The following is a 19097-nucleotide window of genomic DNA, read 5'->3' as shown; positions in this document are numbered from 1 at the left end:
CCGCCTGGCAGGTCAGCCGGATTACTCTTCCGCCAGGAGCTCCTTCAGCGTCAGAATGGCCTTGGACCGGTCATTGACCCCGATCTTGTGGTAGATGATGCTGACGTAATTTTTGATGGTGCCCTCGCTCATGAAGAGGGACTTCGCCATCTCCTTATTGGACTTGCCGTCCAGGAGCAGCTGGACGATATGGAGCTCCCGGTCGGTGAAGGAGATGCCCAGCTGCTTCAGGCGTCCGGTAGAGACCGGCTTCCGGGGGCCGCTGGACAAGAGGGAGATCCGGGCGGCCAGCTTGCCTGCCACGGCGGAGGGCAGCATCATCTGTCCCTTGGAGGCGTCCCGGATGGACTGGATGATCTTGTCGCCGGGCATATCCTTCAACAGGAAGCCGCTGGCCCCATTCACCATGCTGTCGACGATGTACTGGTCCTCCAGGAAGGTGGTCAGCACGACGACGGTCAGCTCCGGGAACTCCTGCATCAGGAGGCGCGTAGCCTCGATGCCGTCCATGACGGGCATCCGGACGTCCATCAGCACGAGATCCGGCCGGTGCAGCCGGACCGCTTCGATGCAGCTTGCGCCGTTGTCGGCGGTGGCCACCACCTCCATGTCCTCCTCCAGGCTGATGATGGTCTGCAGGCCGTCCCGCAGCAGGGTTTGGTCGTCGGCAATGACGATGCGAATGGGGTTGGACATGGGATCTCCTCTTTCGTTGTTCCGTAGGCTGATGGATTTATTATAAAACATCTCTCCTTCGATGGAAGAGCCTCTTCGCAAGTCATGACCGGATTGATGACGGGAGTCATCGGGAGATGACCGGCGGGCGGGATTCGGCGGGGCAGGGACTGCTCAAGTGTGTCAGTTTATCGACTATTGCGTCCGGGGACTTGGATGAAAGCGCTCCGCAGAAGGTATGATAGGAGATGTTTGCCAACACAACCTTGAAGGGCCTTCCTTCAAGAACAGGAGAGAACCGATCATGATGATGATTACTCGAAAAACAGCCCTGCTCATGATGAGCGCATGTCTGACTGCAGCCCTTGCAGGCTGCGGACAAAAGGAAAGCGGATCGTCCGCGGCACCGGCCGCAACCCCTGCGGCGAGCGCTGCCGCCAGTCCGGTGTCGACCGCTAGCCCTGCAGCCAGCCCCGCCGCTGCCGGATCTCACGGCGCCCACTGGAGCTACACCGGCGATACCGGCCCCAGCCATTGGGGAGAGATGGGCGCGGAGAACGCCGCCTGCGCCAACGGAACCGAACAGTCCCCCATCGATATCGATCTGGCCAAGGCCAAGGTCAACCAGACTCTGGAGGACATTCAGACCGTCTATAAGCCTACGGCCTTCACTGTAGTGAACAACGGCCATACCGTCCAGGCCAATGCGGCGGATTCGTCCAACGTCCTCCGGATTCAAGGCAAGGACTACAACCTGGTGCAATTCCACTTCCACCTGCCGAGCGAGCATGAGTTCAACGGCAAGAGCTTCGACATGGAGCTTCACCTGGTCCATAAGAATGCGGCTGGAGAGCTGGCCGTGCTGGGCGTCATGCTGAAGGGCGGCAAGGAGCAGGCGGCTCTGGCTGAACTGTGGTCCAAGATGCCGGCAGGTGAAAATATGGAAGGCGTCAAGCTGGAGAAGCCTGTGGACCTGGCGGCCCTCCTGCCTGCGGACAAGGCGTCGTTCCGGTATAACGGCTCGCTGACGACTCCGCCTTGCTCGCAGAGCGTCAAATGGACCGTGCTGGAGCAGCCGGTGGAGGTATCCCCGGCCCAGATCGAGGCCTTCCGGAAGCTGTTCCCGAACAATGCCCGTCCCGTGCAGGAGCTGAAGGGGCGCACCGTAGAGACCGACAAGGACAAATAAGCGGCCGCAAGCGGTCCAACGTAACAACTCCCCGAAGAAGCCGGCTGGCCGGCTCATCTCGGGGAGCTTTTTATTTTGAGGGGGAATTGGTTGCACAATTCCTTAACTTGACTTAAAATAACAGATAATAACTTAAGTCAAGGAGCGCGAAGCCATGTTTCAAGAGGAACGTCTGGACCGGATCATCCGGCATCTTCAAGACAACCGACGCATTACGGTCGAGGAGCTGTGCGCGCTGCTCGATATCTCGAAGGACACGGCACGACGGGATCTGATCAAGCTGGAGGAGCAGCGGCGCATCGTGCGGACCCGGGGCGGAGCCATGCTGCCGTCCTTCAGCAAGGAGATCGACCACTACGAGAAGCGGCTCCATACGGAGCGGGGCGTGAAGCGGGAGATCGCCCATGCCGCCGCCAGACTGGTGCGTCCCGGAGACTATCTGATGCTGGATTCCTCCACTACCGTTCAGTTCACCGTGGAGTCCATCTCCTTCAGCGGCAACGTGGCCGTGACCAATTCCATCGACATAGCCGGCCTTCTCGCCTCCCGGGAAGGCGTGACGCTTCATCTGCTGGGCGGGCAGCTGCACAAGGAGCAGCGGTATGTGTACGGCCCCCGGGCAGCGGCCACGCTGGCCGAGTACCGGTTCGACAAGCTGCTCCTGGGCGCATGCGGCATTACGGCGGAGGGGCTGTCCAATCCCTATGAGGAGGAGGGGCTCCTGATCCGGGACATGATCCGTTCGGCGGACCAAGTGATCGTCCTGGCCGATTCGTCCAAGTTCGGGAAGCGGCTGTTCTGCCGGGTGGCGGGCTTTGATTCGGTGGATGTGCTGGTGACGAACGAGAAGCCCCCTGCTGAGATTATGGAGCAGCTGGAGAAGTATGGGGTGGACGTGATCGTCACCGGAACAGACGCAGGACATGGAGGTGTCTAAGGCATGAACAAGCTGCTTCGGCTGGGTGCCTGGTCGTATCTGGCCACAGGCTTCTCCCATGTGCTCATCGGCTCCATATTGACGGCGCTGCTCCAACATTACGGCGGAGAGTATAGCGAGGGCGGCGGGCTGGTGTTCGCCCAATTCTTCGGCTTTATGATCGGCGTCTCCACTGTCGGTCCGTCCGTGCAGCGGTTGGGGAGACGCAATGTGCTGTGTGCGGCCATGCTGGTGCTCTTCGCCGCCCAGCTCTATGCGGTGCTGCTCCCCTCCTGGGAAGTTCTCATCGCCCTCCTGTTCATCATGGGCATCGCCTTCGGCTCCATCGAATCGTCCGTCGGGGCGCTGATCCTGCTGGCCTTCAAGGAGAAGCAGGCGGCCGCCATGGGCAAGCTGGAGCTGTACTTCGGGCTGGGCGCCCTGCTCATGCCCTTCTTCTCAGGCATCTTCCTTCTCTTCGGCATCTGGCGGTATGCCTTTGTGCCGTTGGGGCTGCTGGCTCTGCTGCTGGCGGCTGCCTGGCGATTCACGGACTTCGGCTTAGGCAGCAGCGAATATCTAAGCCGCGTGCCGAAGAGCGGCCCGGCCGGGGAGGACGGCTCCGCCCCGCAGGCCTCCTCTGCATCCAGAGGCTCCCGGCGGCTGGTGCTTGCGCTCTTCGCCGCGTTCTTCTTCCTCTATGTCGGTGTGGAGGTGTGTCTGATCGAATTCGCCCCGTCCTGGATGATGGACGGATACGGCCTCTCTCCGTCGGCCTCCGCCTGGGTGGTGACACTGTTCTGGCTCACCATGTCCATCGGCCGGGCGTTCATCGGGGCCTTGGCGGAGCGCTTCAGCTACTACCGCTACCTGCTGGTCAGCCTGGCGGGAACGGTCCTCGGCACAGCCGGGCTGGCGGCTGCGCCCAGCGCATGGGCCGCCTACGCCAGCATGGCGCTGTTGGGCTTCGCCATGGCAGGTCTCTTCGCGGTGGCGCTGATCTACGCCAACTCCTTAGCGTCGGGCCGGGAGCAGGCCACCGCCAGCCTCCTCATCTCCACCGGCGGTGTCGGGGGAGCGGTTATGCCGCTCCTGCTGGGCCGGTGGATGGACCGTTTCGGATCCGCCGCCTCGATCTGGCTGATGGCGGGGGCGGCCGTCATCATGCTGACGATGGTGCTGGCTGCGCTGCTGCTTCCGAAGGCGGCCGACTCCAGTTCGGAATGCGACGGAACCATGACGGTCTGACGGACGATCGGCGGTCGATGCCACCTTGCGTCTGCCCGGTATAGACGAAGATCCAGCCTCTCTTTAAGAAGGGGCTGGAATTTTTTGTGTGGCGGGATCTTTTTTCTTTTTCCCCGGCTTCCGATACAATGGGTAGTGCGGTATGCTTATTCATGTATGCGTTTGCACAGGGAATGGGGGATGAAACCCAATGTATCGGGTTATTGTGGCGGAAGACGAAGAGGATGTCCGGGATGCCATCGTCCGTGGAGTGGACTGGGAGGCTCTCGGCTTTGAAGTGATAGACAGTGCGGAGAACGGCCAGGAGGCCTGGGACCAATTCGGCCGTCACACGCCGGATGTGCTGCTGACGGATATTAAGATGCCTTTCCTGGACGGCCTGCAGCTGGCGGACCGGGTGAAGAGCCAATATCCGTCGACGCGAGTCGTCATCTTGTCCGGATATGACGAGTTCGAATATGCGCAGAAGGCGCTGAAGCTCCAGGTGGATGAATATGTGCTGAAGCCCTTCTCCACCCAGGAGCTGCTGGGGGTTATGGGCAAGGTGAAGAACGCCCTGGACGAGGAAGCGGCGGAGAAGAAGAATGTGGACACGCTGAAGGAGCATTACCGGAGGAGCCTGCCGGTGCTCCGGGAGAACCTGCTGGCTTCGCTGATGATGCGTCAGCTAAAGAAGCGGGAGATCGAGGAGAAGGCCGCGCTGTACCAGGTCCCGCTGGAGGGCCGCCACTACCAGGCGGCAGTCATCAGCATGGATGCGCCGGGCGACAAGGGCGGGCGGCAGCCGGAGCAGGAGGGGGCGGTCTCCCTCTCGCTGAAGGACTCCGAGGATCAGGAGCTGAAGCTGTTCGCCGTGCTGAACATCGCCGAGGAGATCGCGGCGGGCCATGGCCTCGGCAAGGTGTTCCTGCACAATGGGCAGGTCGTGGTGCTGGCCATCAGCGCGGATGAGGACGGGGAGGCGGCGGCCGCCCGGATGCTGGCTGCTGCGGATGAGATCCGCCAGGCCATCGAGCGCTACCTGAAGCTGACGGTTACGGTGGGCGTAGGTCTGGTCACTCCGGATATCACCCGGGTGTCTTACTCCTATAAGGATGCCGTGCTGGCGCTGGACTACCGGGTGATCCTGGGCGGCAATCGGATCATCAGCATCGCGGATGTGGAGCGGCGCTACGTGGAGAAGGTTCGCTTCGACGAGCTGAAGGAGGAATCCCTCATCCGCTGCATCAAGCTGGGGACGGTCCCGGAGCTTGTCAGCATCGTGGATGCCCTGTTCCAGGGTCTCCTGGAGCAGCCGGTATCCGTGAAGGAGTACCAGCTGTACCTGATGGAGATTCTGACGGCAGTGCTGAAGGCGGCGAAGGATGCGGACGCGGACCTGGACGAGGTGCTCGGTGAGGATGCGGTTCCCTTCGCGGAGCTGCACCGGTTCCAGACGCTGGAGGAGGCCAAGTCGTGGCTGGTGATCCTGTGCACCCGGATTATGGGCAGCATTGCGGTGGTCCGGCAGAGCGCCTATAAGAATCTGGTGGAGGATGCGCTCGCTTATACCCGGGCCCACTATCAGGACACGGATATCTCCATCCATAAGGTGTGCAAGCAGCTGCACATCAGCACGGGCTACTTCAGCAGCATCTTCAAAAAAGAGATGAAGATGACCTTCGTGGCCTATCTCCTCCACATCCGCATGGAGGCGGCCAAGGAGCTCTTGCGCACCACGGATCTGAAGGCCTTCGAGATCGCGGAGAAGGTCGGCTATACGGAGCCCAACTACTTCAGCTTCAGCTTCAAGAAGCATGTCGGCGTGTCGCCGAAGGAATACCGGAGCAGCACCAGAGAGGGGTGACGGGCCGTGACGGGACGGTTCCGGGAGAAAGCCGGGGGGGTGTCTCCGCAAGGGGGCTTCCTCCGCAGGAAGAGAAGCATCCAGATCTACATTACCGGGCTGTACACCACCCTGATCGTCCTGGCCATGCTGGTGGTGGGCATCGTCCTCTACGACAAGTTCTCCAGCACGGCGGAGAAGGGGGCTTTTCTCAATACGGATCAGGTCGTGGACCAGGTGAACTTCAATGTGGAGTATTACCTGCGGGGCATGGCGGAGCTCTTCGAGCAGCTGGAGGAGAAGATCACGAAGAGTCCGGTGCCGGGCGGCAGCGATCTGACGGAGCAGCTGGCGGCCATCCTGAACACGCGCAAGGACCTGGTGTCGGTGACGGTGGTGAGCCGGAACGGACAGGTTCTGACGGGCTACCCCGGCACGACGCTGCGGCGGGAGACCCGGCTGACGGACCAGAAGTGGTTCACCGTGGCGCTGGAGCGGCCCAACTATCTGCATTATTCGTCTCCGCATGTGCAGAATCTGTTCCCTGGAGAGTACCGGTGGGTGGTGTCCTTAAGCCGGAGCGTGACGGTGCGCAACGGGGACGAGCGGGTGGAGGGCGTCATGCTGCTCGACGTGAACTTCTCCTCCATCGACGATCTGTGCCAGCGGGTCAGCCTGGGCAACAAGGGCTTCATCTACATTACGGACCCGGACGGGCGCCTGATCTACCACCCTCAGCAGCAGCTCATCAACCTGGGGCTGAAGGAGGAGGTCTCCACCGCTCGAACCCTGAATTACTCGTACGGCAGCTTCTATGAGACAGTGGGGGGCGAGAAGCGGCTGGTGCACGTGAAGACGGTCAAGAACATCGGTTGGAAAATCATCGGCGTCGCCTACATGGACGAGCTCGTGACCTCCACCAAGGAGGTCTCCGGGTTTATGGTGTGGCTCCTGGCGCTGGTGCTGGTCATCGTGGTGATGATGTCCGCCTACATGTCCGGCGTCATCTCCAAGCCCATCAAGCGTCTCGGCCAATCCATGAAAAACGTGGAGCGCGGCGACTTCGAAACGCCCATCCAAGTGCGCGGAGCGCTGGAGGTGGAGCAGCTGGTGCAGCGGTTCAACCTGATGGTGAGCCGGATCCGGGATCTGATGCAGCAGAACATCCGCGAGCAGGAGGCCAAGCGCAAGAGCGAGCTGGAGGTACTGCAGGCACAGATCAACCCGCATTTTCTGTACAATACGCTGAATTCGGTGGTCCGGCTGGCAGAATCCGGCAAGAACACGGACGTGGTCACCATGATCACCTCCCTGTCGCGGCTGTTCCGCATCAGCTTGAGCAAGGGCAGGAACATCATCCCTCTGGAAGACGAGCTGGAGCATATCAAGAATTATCTGATCATCCAGAACATCCGGTTCAAGAACAAGTTCGATTACGCCATCGAAGCGGCGCCGGAGACGATGAGCTGCATGTCGCTGAAGCTGATCCTCCAGCCTCTGGTGGAAAACGCCATCCAGCACGGCATCGAGATGATGCAGGACGAGGGCTTCATCCGGATCACTTCCGAGATCCGGGACGGGAAGCTGCTGCTGCAGGTCATCGATAACGGGCTCGGCATGAGTCCGGAGACGGCGGCCCGGCTGCTGGCGGCTCCGGGCGGAGGCGGCAAGGCAGCGGGCGGAGAGACCGCAGCGAACAGCAAGAGCGGCGGCTCCGGGGTCGGCGTCCGCAACGTGCACGAGCGGATCCGGCTGACCTTCGGCAGCGAGTACGGGCTGGAGTTCGAGAGTGAGCTGGAGGAAGGGACGACGGTGCGAATCTGGCTGCCGGTGTTTCATGAGCTGCTGGCGGGAGATGGGGAGGCGGGTGGCGGATGAACAGAAGGTCGACCCGGATTGCCGCTTGGACGGCGTTGGTCATGACCCTTGTGGCCGTGCTGATCGCGGCGGGGCATACCTGGAGGACGTCTCCCGGGCCGGTGAAGACGGCGGAGAAGCCGCAGATCGCCCTAGTGCTGGGCATGAGGCACGGCGACTATTGGAAGACGGTCTATCTGGGGGCCGAGGCGGCCGCCCGGGAGCGGGGGGCCAGCGTCCGCTTCCTGGGACCGGATGACGAGGAGGATATGAAGGGCCAGGTGGAAGCGATCCGGCAGGCGCTGGCCGACGGCGCCGACGCGCTGGTGCTGGCCCCCAACGATGACGCGGCCTTGGCGGAGGCCGTGGATCAGGCTTCGCAGCAGGTGCCGGTGATCACCATCGATTCGCGGGTCAAGTCCGCGAAGGTGAAGAGCCACATCGGCACCGACAATTACGCCGCCGGGACCAAGGCCGCGGGCGCGCTCTTGGATCTGCTGGGCCCGGGGCCCAAGCGGATCGGCGTCGTCGGCTTCGTGCAGGGCACGCTGAAGGCGGACCAGCGGGAGCGGGGGCTCCTGGACGGCTTGGCCGGGCGCGCGGACATCCAGGTGGCGGAGCGGGTGTACAGCTTCTCCGACCAGCAGCTTGCCGCGGAGCTGACCCGGCGGATGCTGGAGAAGCATGGGCCGCTGGACGGCCTGGTGGCGCTGAACTCCATCGCTTCTGTCGGTGCGGCCGAGACGCTGTTGAAGGCCGGCTTGACCGGCAAGGTGAAGCTGGTGGCCTTCGACAGCACCACGCGGGAGCTGGAGCTGCTGCAGGAGGGCACCATCCAGGCGACGGTCGTGCAGAACCCGTTCGGCATGGGCTATCTGGGCGTCATGCACGCCCTCGATGTCCTCTCCGGCGGCAAGGCGCCGTCCGCCTCCATGGACACGGGTTCCAAGGTGATCCGTCAGGACACCATGTTCTCGTACGAGAACCAGAAGCTGCTGTTCCCGCTGCTGAAGTAGCAAGAACCTCATAAGACGACATCTTCCTCTAAGTAGTGAGGGAGATGTCGTCTTTTATTTGGATCTTACGCCATCCCTTTCCTGCTAAGCAAAGTACTGCATGCTCATTAGCTCAGATTTGGTGCAACTCCCGTGTGTTACGACCCTCTTCCGGGTATCACCGCTCTCCAAAAGAGATGATTATATTCATGCGGACCGGACTGTTCTTATAATACAAGAACCAAAGCCGCTCTCGATCAGGAGGGGCCGTTTGGGTATGGTACACCGCGTTAAGGCAAAAGGGGGTTTCTTGGAGTAACGTTCTCAGCAATAGTGATATCGAATTTGGAGGGAGCAAATCCATGGGCAGCAGATTTATGAAAGCATTCAAGCGCCGGCTGGCAATGGCACTGTCGGCTGCACTTGTTGCCGCATCGGTGTCGATGGCACTGCCGGCTGCAGAGGTCCGGGCGACGGAAGGCGATAGCGGTACAACCGCCACCGTAACGGAAACCGTCTATACGCCGAAGCAGGACACCACTTATACGTATGATTTTAAGGAGTTCTCGACTTATACCTCTACGAACAAGATTACTACGGCGAGGTCGTCGGACGGCTTGCTGAAGCTGAACGGCGGCGGGACCATGTATTACCATGACACGACTCATGGAATGTCCGTTTTCAATGGCAATACCATCGAAATTCCGGTTGCGGGCAATGCCATCATCACCTTTCTTACATGCAAATATGGAGCCACGGGCACGATCAGCGTGTCGGGCGGCGCCAGCGGGAGTAAGGTGTCCGCGCCAAGCGTTACTTTGAAGGGTACAGTGGATGGAGAAGCCATGGTATTGAAATATGCCGGCAATCCGACGACGCTGATCTTCACGATCCAGAACAGCGGCGAAAGCTACCTGCATGGGATCAAGGTTGAGAATACGTCACAGCCCATTGAAATATCGAATTGGGCCCAGAAGAGCTTCGCCCTCCAGATCGGGGGTACCACATTGAACGTGACGGGAGCTGCCGCCAAAACGGGGAAATCCTCGGCTACAATCAGCTCCGGCAGCGTCTATTATGCGCTGAATACGAGTGCGATGGTAAGTCTGGATCTCGCCGGGAACAGCCTGAGCCCTTCTATTCTTACGAATGGAAGCCCCTCCATCGTACAGAGCTTGTCCGTCGACTCGGCCACCAACGAAATCGTAGCCGCCTTCGCGGATCAAACCACAGAGCCTGCGGAATACCGGATCAAGGTTCAGGATCAAAAGGCGTTCGTGACTCCTTCGGTCACGGATGTGTTTAACTTTGACTTGGCAGGCAATGCCATGCCTCATTCCATTGCGGCGAACACCCTTGCGGTTCCCTACACAACGGATAACGGAATACTGACCATCGCCACCGGCAGCGGTTCCAGTAAGCCTTACTGGCATGACAGCTCCCACGGCGTTGCTCTGTTCAACGGCAACTATATGGATGTGAAGGTGGCAGGGGATGCCTTAATCAGCTTCGAGGTCTGCGTATACGGTGCGGGCGGTACCCTGGAAGCATCCAATCTGGCTGCCGGCGGGACCGGTACCTTTGACTCCAACGTGATGAAATCCGCCACAGATGGCGCACTGATCACGTACACCTATAAGGGGAATGCCACAACCTTGCGCTTTACCTTAACGAGCACGGGGGAGAGCTACCTCCACGAAATCACGGTCAAGAACACGGGAACCATGGTCGGTTCCCCGGTAGCGCACGTTCAGCCGTCCATGCCGGTCGAGGTGGACAGCAATGACGCATTGTCCGTCACAGCTGAGGGACACCGGATGTACGTGAAACACACAGACACAGCAGCAAGCATCGGGACACTGACCGGTGTGGGTTACTATCTGTTCCCCAGCCGGGCGGATGCGGCTACGATTGAGGCGGATGTGACGATCCAATCCGTCGGTACCTCCGACAAGCAGGGGGTCTTCTTCGGGATGTTCGATGGGGCCAATCCGGTCTCGAAGATTGCCACACTAGGAGTCAGAGGCAACAAAACCGTCCGCAACATCTACAACAACGATGCTGCATCAGCTCCAAGCGCAGGAAGCACTAATGAAATGTATAACGTGGGAGATGTCGTCCACCTCGTATCCCAAAGAACGGCTGCGGGCTGGCATACGGAGACCAGAATCGGCTCGAAGAACACGGTTATTGATCTTGTATCTTCGAAGATTTACCTCATTTCCAATACGGCCGCAAGCGTCCGCTACGGCTTTGCCTTCGCCAATGTGGATGCGATGATCACCAATCTGGTGTTCAAAGATGCTGCCGGCAACGTGCTGTACGACCAGAAAGCGGCCTACAACCCGGTCGGCACAGCTCCTGCCGTAACCAGCGTAGAGGCGCCGGTGCTCTCGACGGACCGGACCGCTATCACGGTAAGCTGGAACGGCGACATCCCGGAAAAAGACGGGGTCTATGTGGTTGAAGTCTCCACCGATAACGGTGCGACCTACAAGACCTACGCCGACAATGTTGCGGCCAAAACCATCAAGGTAGGGGTACAGGAGAGCGGAATTTACAAATTCAAAGTATACGGCAAGTGCGGGGAACAGAGGACATCTGCGGCGGAATCCGCTTCGGTGTATGCATTGAAGCCGCTTGAAGCCCCAGTCGTCACTCTGGAGAGCGGAGACGGCGTGCTTACCGCCAGATGGAATGGTATTGCTACGGCAACCGCCTACGAGGTATATCGCAAGTCCTCGGAGGAAGCCGCGTATACCAAGCTGGCGGAAACGGCTGACCTGATCTACGTGGATCGCAGCGTCGTTAACGAGACGCCGTATTACTATTACGTCAAGGCCAAGTCGGCAGCGAACTCCAGCAATCCTTCCGTGGCGGTATTATCGGTTCCGTCCGCCGGACATAGTGGAGCGTATGTCTATGAAGGTGAAGCAGCCGATATTGTCATCACCAAGAAGTCCTATGACACAGTATTTACCGATAAGGCTACGCTTGAAGGCACGGTGGACCGGGCGGGAACCCTGCGGTTGGAGGTTAACGGAGCGGAACAGTCCCGAGCCGCCCTGGAAGCCCATGGAACCTTCCAATTCCGAGCTGCATTGACCGAAGGACGAAACGATGTCAATCTGTATTTTACCGATGAACAGGGCAAGGTCACCCGTAAAACCTTCAACTTCGTCTATCTGACCAACTACCAGATCGTCGTTGATGCGGCATATACCGGAGCAGACGGAGCGGCTATGCCTGAGAATCCGGCCATTAAGATGTATAAGTCGGTTCAGGCAGCGGTGAATTCCGTTCCTACAGCGAATACCAGTCGGGTCGTCATTCTGGTTAAGGAGGGCCAATACGTAGAACACCTGCGGATAGCTTCTCCGTACATCAGCCTTGTGGGCGAGGACCGGGATAGAGTCAACATCAACTTCTATGATCGGGTGCTGTCTCCGGAGGGAGGAAGCACAGAGGACCGGAATGCGGTCTATATTAAATCGACGGCAACCGGCTTCACGGCGGAGAACCTGACCTTCGAGAATACGTACCGCTACTTGGGTGACGGAACCAAATCCAACGAATCGGCGGACGCATTGAGAGTGGATGCGGACCGGAGTCTCTTCGTCAATGTGAAGCTGGTCGGTTACCAGGATACGTTGTACGCGGCCTCGAACCGCCAGTACTACTATAAGAGCTATATCTTGGGCAATGTGGACTTTATCTACGGCGGGGCGCAGGCCTTGTTCGAGGATTCGGATATCGTGTTCCGGTATAACGCGAAGAAGAACAGCGGATACGTAACCGCACCGAATACCGCTGCGGATAAGAGCTACGGCTACATCTTCAACAACAGCCGGATTACTGCGGAGGAAGGGGCTTTCGGCTCCAAATATATGCTGGCCCGTCCGTGGGGAGCCGCAGGTGCGGCGACTTTCATCAATACCTATATGGGTGGCATCGTCAACAAGACGGTCCCTTACGCGGATATGAGCGGCAACCTATGGGTCAATGCACGGTTCAATGAATATTACACGTACGGCGGCGGCTTTGCGATTCACAGCGGCAGACCGCAGATTTCTAAGGCGCAGGCCGAAGCCATGCTGAGCGTGTCCTCGTTGGGCTGGAATCCTTCGCAGGCAGCAGCAGACACCTCCCTTCAGGCTTATGTCGGGGATGTGTTGACCGAAGGACCCGAGAAGTTCATTGAAACGGAATATGTGAACGAAAATGCGGACCCGAATTCTACCAAGGACCGTGCGCTGCAGAAGTTCGCGCTGGAAGGGTATGCGGCTGCCCAAGGAGTAACGGGAGGCGGTCTCCTGCTGGAAACGTCCCAGCGTTACTACAAAGTAGCCACAGCAGAACAATTCCTGCAGGCGCTTGTTGCCGTCAAAGAAAGTGCGAAGGCAAGTGTCATCGAGCTTACAGCCGACATCGCCTTAGGCTCGAAAGAAATCGGAAATGCCATTACCACCTACAGCAGTGTCATCACCCCGCATACGAATCAACCGCTAACGCATCCGACGCTTCTGCAGAGCGGGGTGTCCACACTGTCGCTTAGCGGCATGAGCAACCTGACCCTCTTCTCGAAGAACGGTGCGAAGCTGACCCATACCACGGTCAAGATCAACAATTCCAGCAATATCATCATCAGGAACCTGGCGTTCGATGAGATCTGGGAATGGGATGAAGCGACGCATGGGGATTACGACCGGAATGACTGGGATTATATCACCGTCGAAGAAGGAAGCACCGGAGTCTGGATCGACCATTGTACCTTCTACAAAGCGTACGATGGTATAGTGGACGTGAAGAAAGCCGGAACTCTTCTGTCGAATGTTACGGTGTCCTGGAGCAAGTTCTTGCCGGGCAGCGAAGGCGCGTTCTTCGATGTCATGATGGATACCCTGGAGGCTAATCCCGGGCAATATCCGTATTATCAAGAGCTCTTGACGGCACATGGCATGACCAAGGAGCAGCTTCGTGCCTACTCGCGGGCTCAGAAGAAAACACACCTGATCGGTGCTTCCGATACGGAGGAAAACGCAGCCAACCTGAGACTTACCCTGGCTAACAACTATTACTACAATTCCATGGACCGGATGCCGCGTATGCGCAAGGGGGAAGCCCACGTCTACAACACCATCATGGATGCGTCGGAGCTTCTGGCTCTCCGGGCTACCATTGCGGATGAATATGCCGCATCGAAGGTAGTCAGCAACGGAGCCATCTCTACGCAGGGAGCCAAGGTTCTGGTGGAGAACTCCAGTATCAACGGCATCAGCAAGGCGCTCTTAAGCGGCAACGGCACCAGTCCGGCAGGCTACATCGGCGCACGGAATACCGTGTATATCCTGAATGGGGTACCGGCGGAATTGGCCGTAACCGACAGTGTCAATGCGGGACTGGTAATGGACATCGATGCATTCAAGCTGACCCTGCCATACCGCTATACCCTGTATGACCCCAACACCCTGGCTTCTACGGTGCTGCCGTACGCAGGAGCGGGTGCAGTGACCATGTCCTATGTCCAATGGGAGAAGACCGTTTACAACGGTCTGGAAGACCCCTCCAGCCCCAGTAACGAGGAAGTCACCGACGGTCCTGTTCCCGGCCCTGTCGTGGCAGGACCGGTCGCCTCCACTCCTGACAGTACCGCTGCCGGCAATGGTGACTTTAGCGGCGCTGTGACGGAATCGGTGAAGGACGGCGTAGTCACGGCAGTCATCGATGCAGCCAAGGTTAGGGACCTTCTGTCCAAGATCAACAAGGATCAATCGGTGCTTCAGTTCGTGGTCCATGCTTCCGGCAACGTTGTCAAAGCGGAGCTTACTCCGGAAGTGTTAAAGGCCGTGTCCGGTAAGAGCAACGCGGCCGTCCTGCAGATCGTATCGGAAGCCGGCAGCTACAGCTTGCCTGCGAATCTGATTGATGTTCAGGCCATAGCCCAACAATGGGGCGTTGCGGAACAAGACTTGAAGATCGGCGTCACGTTGGAGAAAGTGATCGGGGATAAGATGGAGGGCGTCAGAAAAGCGGCTTCCGACAAGGGTGCAAACGTACTCGGGGAGCCGGTCGAGTTCTCCGTCATCATTGAAGCCCCTAACGGCAAGAAGCAGGAATGGAGCACCTTCAGCACCTACGTCAAACGGACCCTTCATTTGCCGAAGGCTGTGAATCCGCAGTCGGCTGCAGGAGCGCTGTACAATCCGGTAACGAAGACCTTAACCCCGGTTCCGACCGTGTTCAATGGTACAGAGGCCACTCTTCTGCGCCAAGGCAACAGCATCTATACCGTCATCGAGCACGCCAAGACCTATGCCGACCTCTCGGGACATTGGGCGAAGGCAGACGTTGACATGCTGGCCAGCAAGCTGATTGTAAATGGGGTGTCCGACACTGCATTTGCACCGGATCAATCGATTACCCGCGCCGAATTTGCAGCCCTCTTGGTTCGTGCTTTGGGCTTGAACGAAGGGAAAGCGGTAGGATTCAGCGATGTTGCGGATGACGATTGGTTCTCCGGAGCCATCGGTGCGGCGAAGCAAGCGGGTCTGGTCAACGGCTTCGATGACGGAAGCTTCCGTCCGAATGCCGGCATCACCCGTGAAGAGATGGTCACCATGATCGTTCGCGCACTGAAGTTCGGCGGCCAGGAGACGAAGGGCGATCCTTCGCTGCTGGATCGCTATGCAGACCGCTCGAGCCTCTCGTCCTGGTCTAAGGAAGCCGCGGCGCAAGCTTTGTCCGCCGGCATTATCCGGGGCACCAGCGAGACCACTTTCGCACCCCAAAACAACGCGACACGCGCGGAAGCTGCAGCGATGCTGAAGCGTACGCTGCAAGCATTGAAATTTATCAACGAGTAAGAGAGCAAGCGAACAAAACCCAAAAAAGACGACATCTGCCTCGAAGTAATGGGGCAGATGTCGTCTTTGATTTTGATCAGGGGCGTTCTTGTTATACCTTGAATTTGGATACGGCGGCCAGCAGCTTCTGCGCCGTCTGCTCCGTGGCCGACATCAAGCTGGCGACCTCTGCGGATTTCTCCATGGCGTCAGATGTCCTCTCCGCAATGGTGGTCGTTCCCCGGGCTCCTTCGTTATTCGATAGAGCCACTTCATTAATGGACTGGACCAGACTTTGAATGGAAGCCAGCAGCTGCTCGGAGGTGGCGCTGAAGTCGGTGACCAGCTCCTGGAAGGCTTCCGAATCACGGTAATACTGCTCGCCGGTGTTAACCATGGTGTCGTAATCCCGGATAACGGCCGTATCGATGAAGGTCAGCGCTTTTTCCGAGCTTTGGGTCAGGCTTTCCACCGATTGGGTGACCTCTTTGGTAACCTCTTGGATCTGTGCCGCCGTTCGCGCGGAATGCTCGGCCAGCTTCCGGATTTCCCCGGCAACAACAGCGAAGCCTCTGCCGGCTTCCCCGGCACGGGCCGCCTCTATGGCGGCATTCAAGGCCAGCAGATTCGTTTGGGTGGTGATTTCTAGAATGGAGCCGGTCAGCTGTTCGATTTGGTTCACGGAGGAAGCCTGCGCCAATGCGGTGCGGGATTCGGCCTCGATCTGGGCATGGAGGGTACGGGCGGCCTCTCGAGAGCGAATGGCAGTGTCCTTCAGCCCGAGCGCGCGCCCCGAGATTTGCTCCGCCAAGCCCGAACCCTCTTGGGCTTTCACGGCGATAGAGCTGACGGCCTGTTCCAGCTCCACCGAGGTGGCATTCATCCCCATGGCCATGGCGGACGTCTCTTCCATGCCTGCGGATATTTCCTCTGTCGTGGCGGAAACATCCTCAATCTGGACGGCTAGCCCATGGATGCTTGTTGAGGATTGATCGATGTTGGCTTTGACTTGGCTTGTCTCGTCGTGTACCTGACGGAGAACGGATTGGATGGAGCGGGTCATGCCGTCCAGCGACCGCCCGAGTGCCCCGATCTCATCCTTGCGTACCTTCAGTCGCGCTGGCGCTTGACCCGTAAAATCCGCCTCGGCCAAGCGATTGACATAGCCGACTGCCGCAAGTACAGGACCGGCGATGAAGCCGGATGTCAGGAAGGCAAGCACCAGAGCCAGCAGGACGGCAGCTGCAATCATGAACATGGAATTGCGGATGGAGCGGTTCAATACTTCGAACACTTCATCCTCGGGAGCGACGACCACCACCTTCCAGCCCGTGACGGGAACGGTGGAGAAGCCAGCAAGCTTGCGGACTCCCTCGGAATCAACGTAAGGGGCATATCCCCGTTCCTTCTTCAGGACTTCCTCTGAGATGGCCTTCTTGTAAGATTCGCTGCCGCTGGCTTTTTCAAAGCTTTGTCCGATACGGGTCTTATCCGGGTGATGGATGAAGACCCCTTTGTCGGAAATCATGTACGCATAGCCGCTGGCGCCGATTTTAATGGGGCCCAGGCTGCCGTTTAAAGCTTCCGTATTGATCATGCTTCCGATTGTACCGGTGAATTCCTGCTTTTCGGTAAGGAGCGGAACCATCAAGGTCATGCTGTACCCGCCCTTATCTCCCATTGGGATCAGGTCACCGAAGGCCGGTTTTTTTTGTTGGGCGGCTATGACGAATTCGGGAGCTTGGGATACATCGATGAATTCTTTATTCCCGATCGGGAGGGACCCCTTGCGGTCTACGGCAAAGGAGGAGTAGGTATCCGGGTCGTACTGCCGGACTGCTCCGGCGAGCAGGTTGGCCTTGTCCGACGGCATGACCGCAAGGTTGGGGTTATCTTGAAGCAGCTTGTTCAAGACATTCACCTTGCTCTGCAGCCAGTGGTTGATATTCATCGCTGTCGTATGCGCCAGCAGCTCCTCCTGAAACCGGATATTGTCTGTTAGCCTGCTTTTGCTTTCTTGGATCTGGAACGAGGCCAGGCCGATAAGCGGCAAGAGGACCATGAGAAGGATCATTGCGGTAAGACGGAATCGCAGGGTACGGAAGAAGCTCATGTTGTTACGCCTCCTAATGATGTCTAAGATGTTGTCTCCTCAAGATGCATAAGACAATAATATTACCTATTCGACAATAAATGACATTGTTCCTGTAAGTTATTTCTTTAATCATGATTAGGGTAAGGTGCAAAAGGAGTGGATGAGGATCGTATAGGTCGTGGTCACATGAGAATTTCGATAGAACACAGGAGGATTTTGAATTCGAATCTTCGTGGAAATGGGACATAATAAAGCCAGACCACAAAGGGAGGTTCAAAACCAATATGAAAAAGACAGCTCTCGTATTGACCGCAGGCGCTCTGCTTGCCACTGTTGCCGCAGGCTGCGGAGACAAGAAGGAAGACACCAAGCAAGGCACCGCCGCTAGCCCGGCCGCCAGCACCGCACCTGCAGCCAGCACCGCTCCTGCTGCAGGCAAGCAAGCCAACATCGGCGTGGCCATCTATAAGTTCGACGATACCTTCATGACCGGTGTGCGGAACGCGATCTCCGATGCAGCCAAGGACAAAGCCAAGGTCGACATCGTAGACTCCCAGAACTCCCAGCCGACCCAGAACGACAAGGTTGACCTCTTCATCTCCAAGAAAGTGAACGCCATGGCCATCAACCCGGTTGACCGCGCCGCGGCAGGCGTCATCATCAACAAGGCCAAAACCGCCAACATCCCGGTTGTGTTCCTGAACCGCGAGCCGCTGCCGGACGACATGAAGAAATGGGATAAAGTATTCTATGTGGGCGCCAAAGCAGAAGAGTCCGGCACCATCTCCGGCCAGCTCTTGGTTGACCACTGGAAAGCCCACCCCGAGATGGATAAGAACAAGGACGGCGTGATGCAGTACGTCATGCTGAAGGGCGAGCCGGGTCACCAGGACGCCGAGCTGCGCACCAAGTTCTCCGTCCAGGCTATCGAAGCCGCCGGCATCAAGGTACAGAAGCTGGCTGAAGATACTGCTATGTGGGACCGTGTTAAGGGCCAAGAGAAAATGGCCGCCTTCCTGGCAGCTAACGGCGACAAGATCGAAGCCGTACTGGCCAACAATGACGACATGGCTCTGGGCGCCATCGAAGCTCTGAAAGCTGCCGGCTACTTCAAGGGTGACAAGACCATGCCGGTTGTAGGCGTAGACGCTACCGCTCCGGCGCTGAAGGCTCTGTCCGACGGCACCATGCTCGGCACCGTGCTGAACGATGCGAAGAACCAAGGTAAAGCCACATTCGCCATCGCCAACGTCCTGGCCCAAGGTCAGACCCCGACCAAAGAAAACACTGGCTATGACATCACTGACAAGCAATATGTCTGGATCAAGTACAAGAAGATCACCAAGGAAAACGCAAACGAAGCGCAATAAGCGAAGATACGACAGGAAGGCGGAGGGGATCGGGGCAGCCTGGCCCCTCCCGTCATTCCTTAGCGAGATTCGCTTCAGAAGGGGC

10 protein-coding genes are annotated in these 19097 nt (G+C 58.4%); 8 read left to right on the top strand and 2 right to left on the bottom strand.

Annotation, left to right across the window (positions count from 1 at the left end; all coding sequences use genetic code 11):
- Positions 1-21: 21 nt before the first annotated feature.
- Positions 22-696: a response regulator gene (locus tag ACSEXW_RS24965; protein ID WP_438448911.1), complete on the bottom strand. Its 675-nt coding sequence runs from the start codon at positions 694-696 to the stop codon at positions 22-24.
- A 283-nt stretch (positions 697-979) separates the two neighbouring features.
- On the opposite strand from ACSEXW_RS24965, the gene ACSEXW_RS24960 reads away from it, so the two are divergent.
- From ACSEXW_RS24960 to ACSEXW_RS24930, 7 genes are all read left to right on the top strand, one after another.
- Complete coding sequence (locus tag ACSEXW_RS24960; protein WP_438448910.1) at positions 980-1864, top strand: carbonic anhydrase; 885 nt, start codon at positions 980-982, stop codon at positions 1862-1864.
- Between the two features lie 154 nt (positions 1865-2018).
- Positions 2019-2801 carry a DeoR/GlpR family DNA-binding transcription regulator gene (locus ACSEXW_RS24955; RefSeq protein WP_438448909.1) on the top strand — a complete coding sequence of 261 codons (783 nt, stop codon included), beginning with the start codon at positions 2019-2021 and terminating at the stop codon, positions 2799-2801.
- Positions 2802-2804: 3 nt separating this feature from the next.
- Positions 2805-4028 carry an MFS transporter gene (locus tag ACSEXW_RS24950; RefSeq protein ID WP_438448908.1) on the top strand — a complete coding sequence of 408 codons (1224 nt, stop codon included), beginning with the start codon at positions 2805-2807 and terminating at the stop codon, positions 4026-4028.
- Between the two features lie 190 nt (positions 4029-4218).
- Entirely contained in the window at positions 4219-5874 is a 1656-nt protein-coding gene (locus ACSEXW_RS24945) for a response regulator (protein WP_438448907.1), read from the top strand.
- Between the two features lie 6 nt (positions 5875-5880).
- Positions 5881-7731 carry a sensor histidine kinase family protein gene (locus tag ACSEXW_RS24940; protein ID WP_438448906.1) on the top strand — a complete coding sequence of 617 codons (1851 nt, stop codon included), beginning with the start codon at positions 5881-5883 and terminating at the stop codon, positions 7729-7731.
- On the top strand, positions 7728-8726 hold the full coding sequence (locus tag ACSEXW_RS24935) for a substrate-binding domain-containing protein (protein WP_438448905.1): 999 nt from the start codon (positions 7728-7730) through the stop codon (positions 8724-8726). The genes ACSEXW_RS24940 and ACSEXW_RS24935 overlap by 4 nt, the downstream gene beginning before the upstream one ends.
- Positions 8727-9067: 341 nt before the next feature.
- Entirely contained in the window at positions 9068-15568 is a 6501-nt protein-coding gene (locus ACSEXW_RS24930; protein ID WP_438448904.1) for a pectinesterase family protein, read from the top strand.
- Positions 15569-15659: 91 nt separating this feature from the next.
- Here ACSEXW_RS24930 and ACSEXW_RS24925 read toward each other — a convergent pair whose 3' ends face one another.
- Positions 15660-17660 (bottom strand): methyl-accepting chemotaxis protein, encoded by a 2001-nt coding sequence (locus ACSEXW_RS24925; RefSeq protein WP_438448903.1) that lies wholly within the window; start codon positions 17658-17660, stop codon positions 15660-15662.
- Between the two features lie 266 nt (positions 17661-17926).
- Between ACSEXW_RS24925 and ACSEXW_RS24920 the strand changes: the two genes are divergently transcribed.
- The gene (locus ACSEXW_RS24920; RefSeq protein WP_438448902.1) at positions 17927-19012 is read left to right on the top strand and encodes a galactose ABC transporter substrate-binding protein; all 1086 of its coding nucleotides are present in this window, start codon (positions 17927-17929) and stop codon (positions 19010-19012) included.
- Positions 19013-19097 lie beyond the last annotated feature (85 nt).

Source organism: Oryzibacillus soli (assembly GCF_051594765.1).
Lineage (GTDB): Bacteria > Bacillota > Bacilli > Paenibacillales > NBRC-103111 > Paenibacillus_AR.
This window is presented reverse-complemented; position numbering and strand designations above follow the sequence as displayed.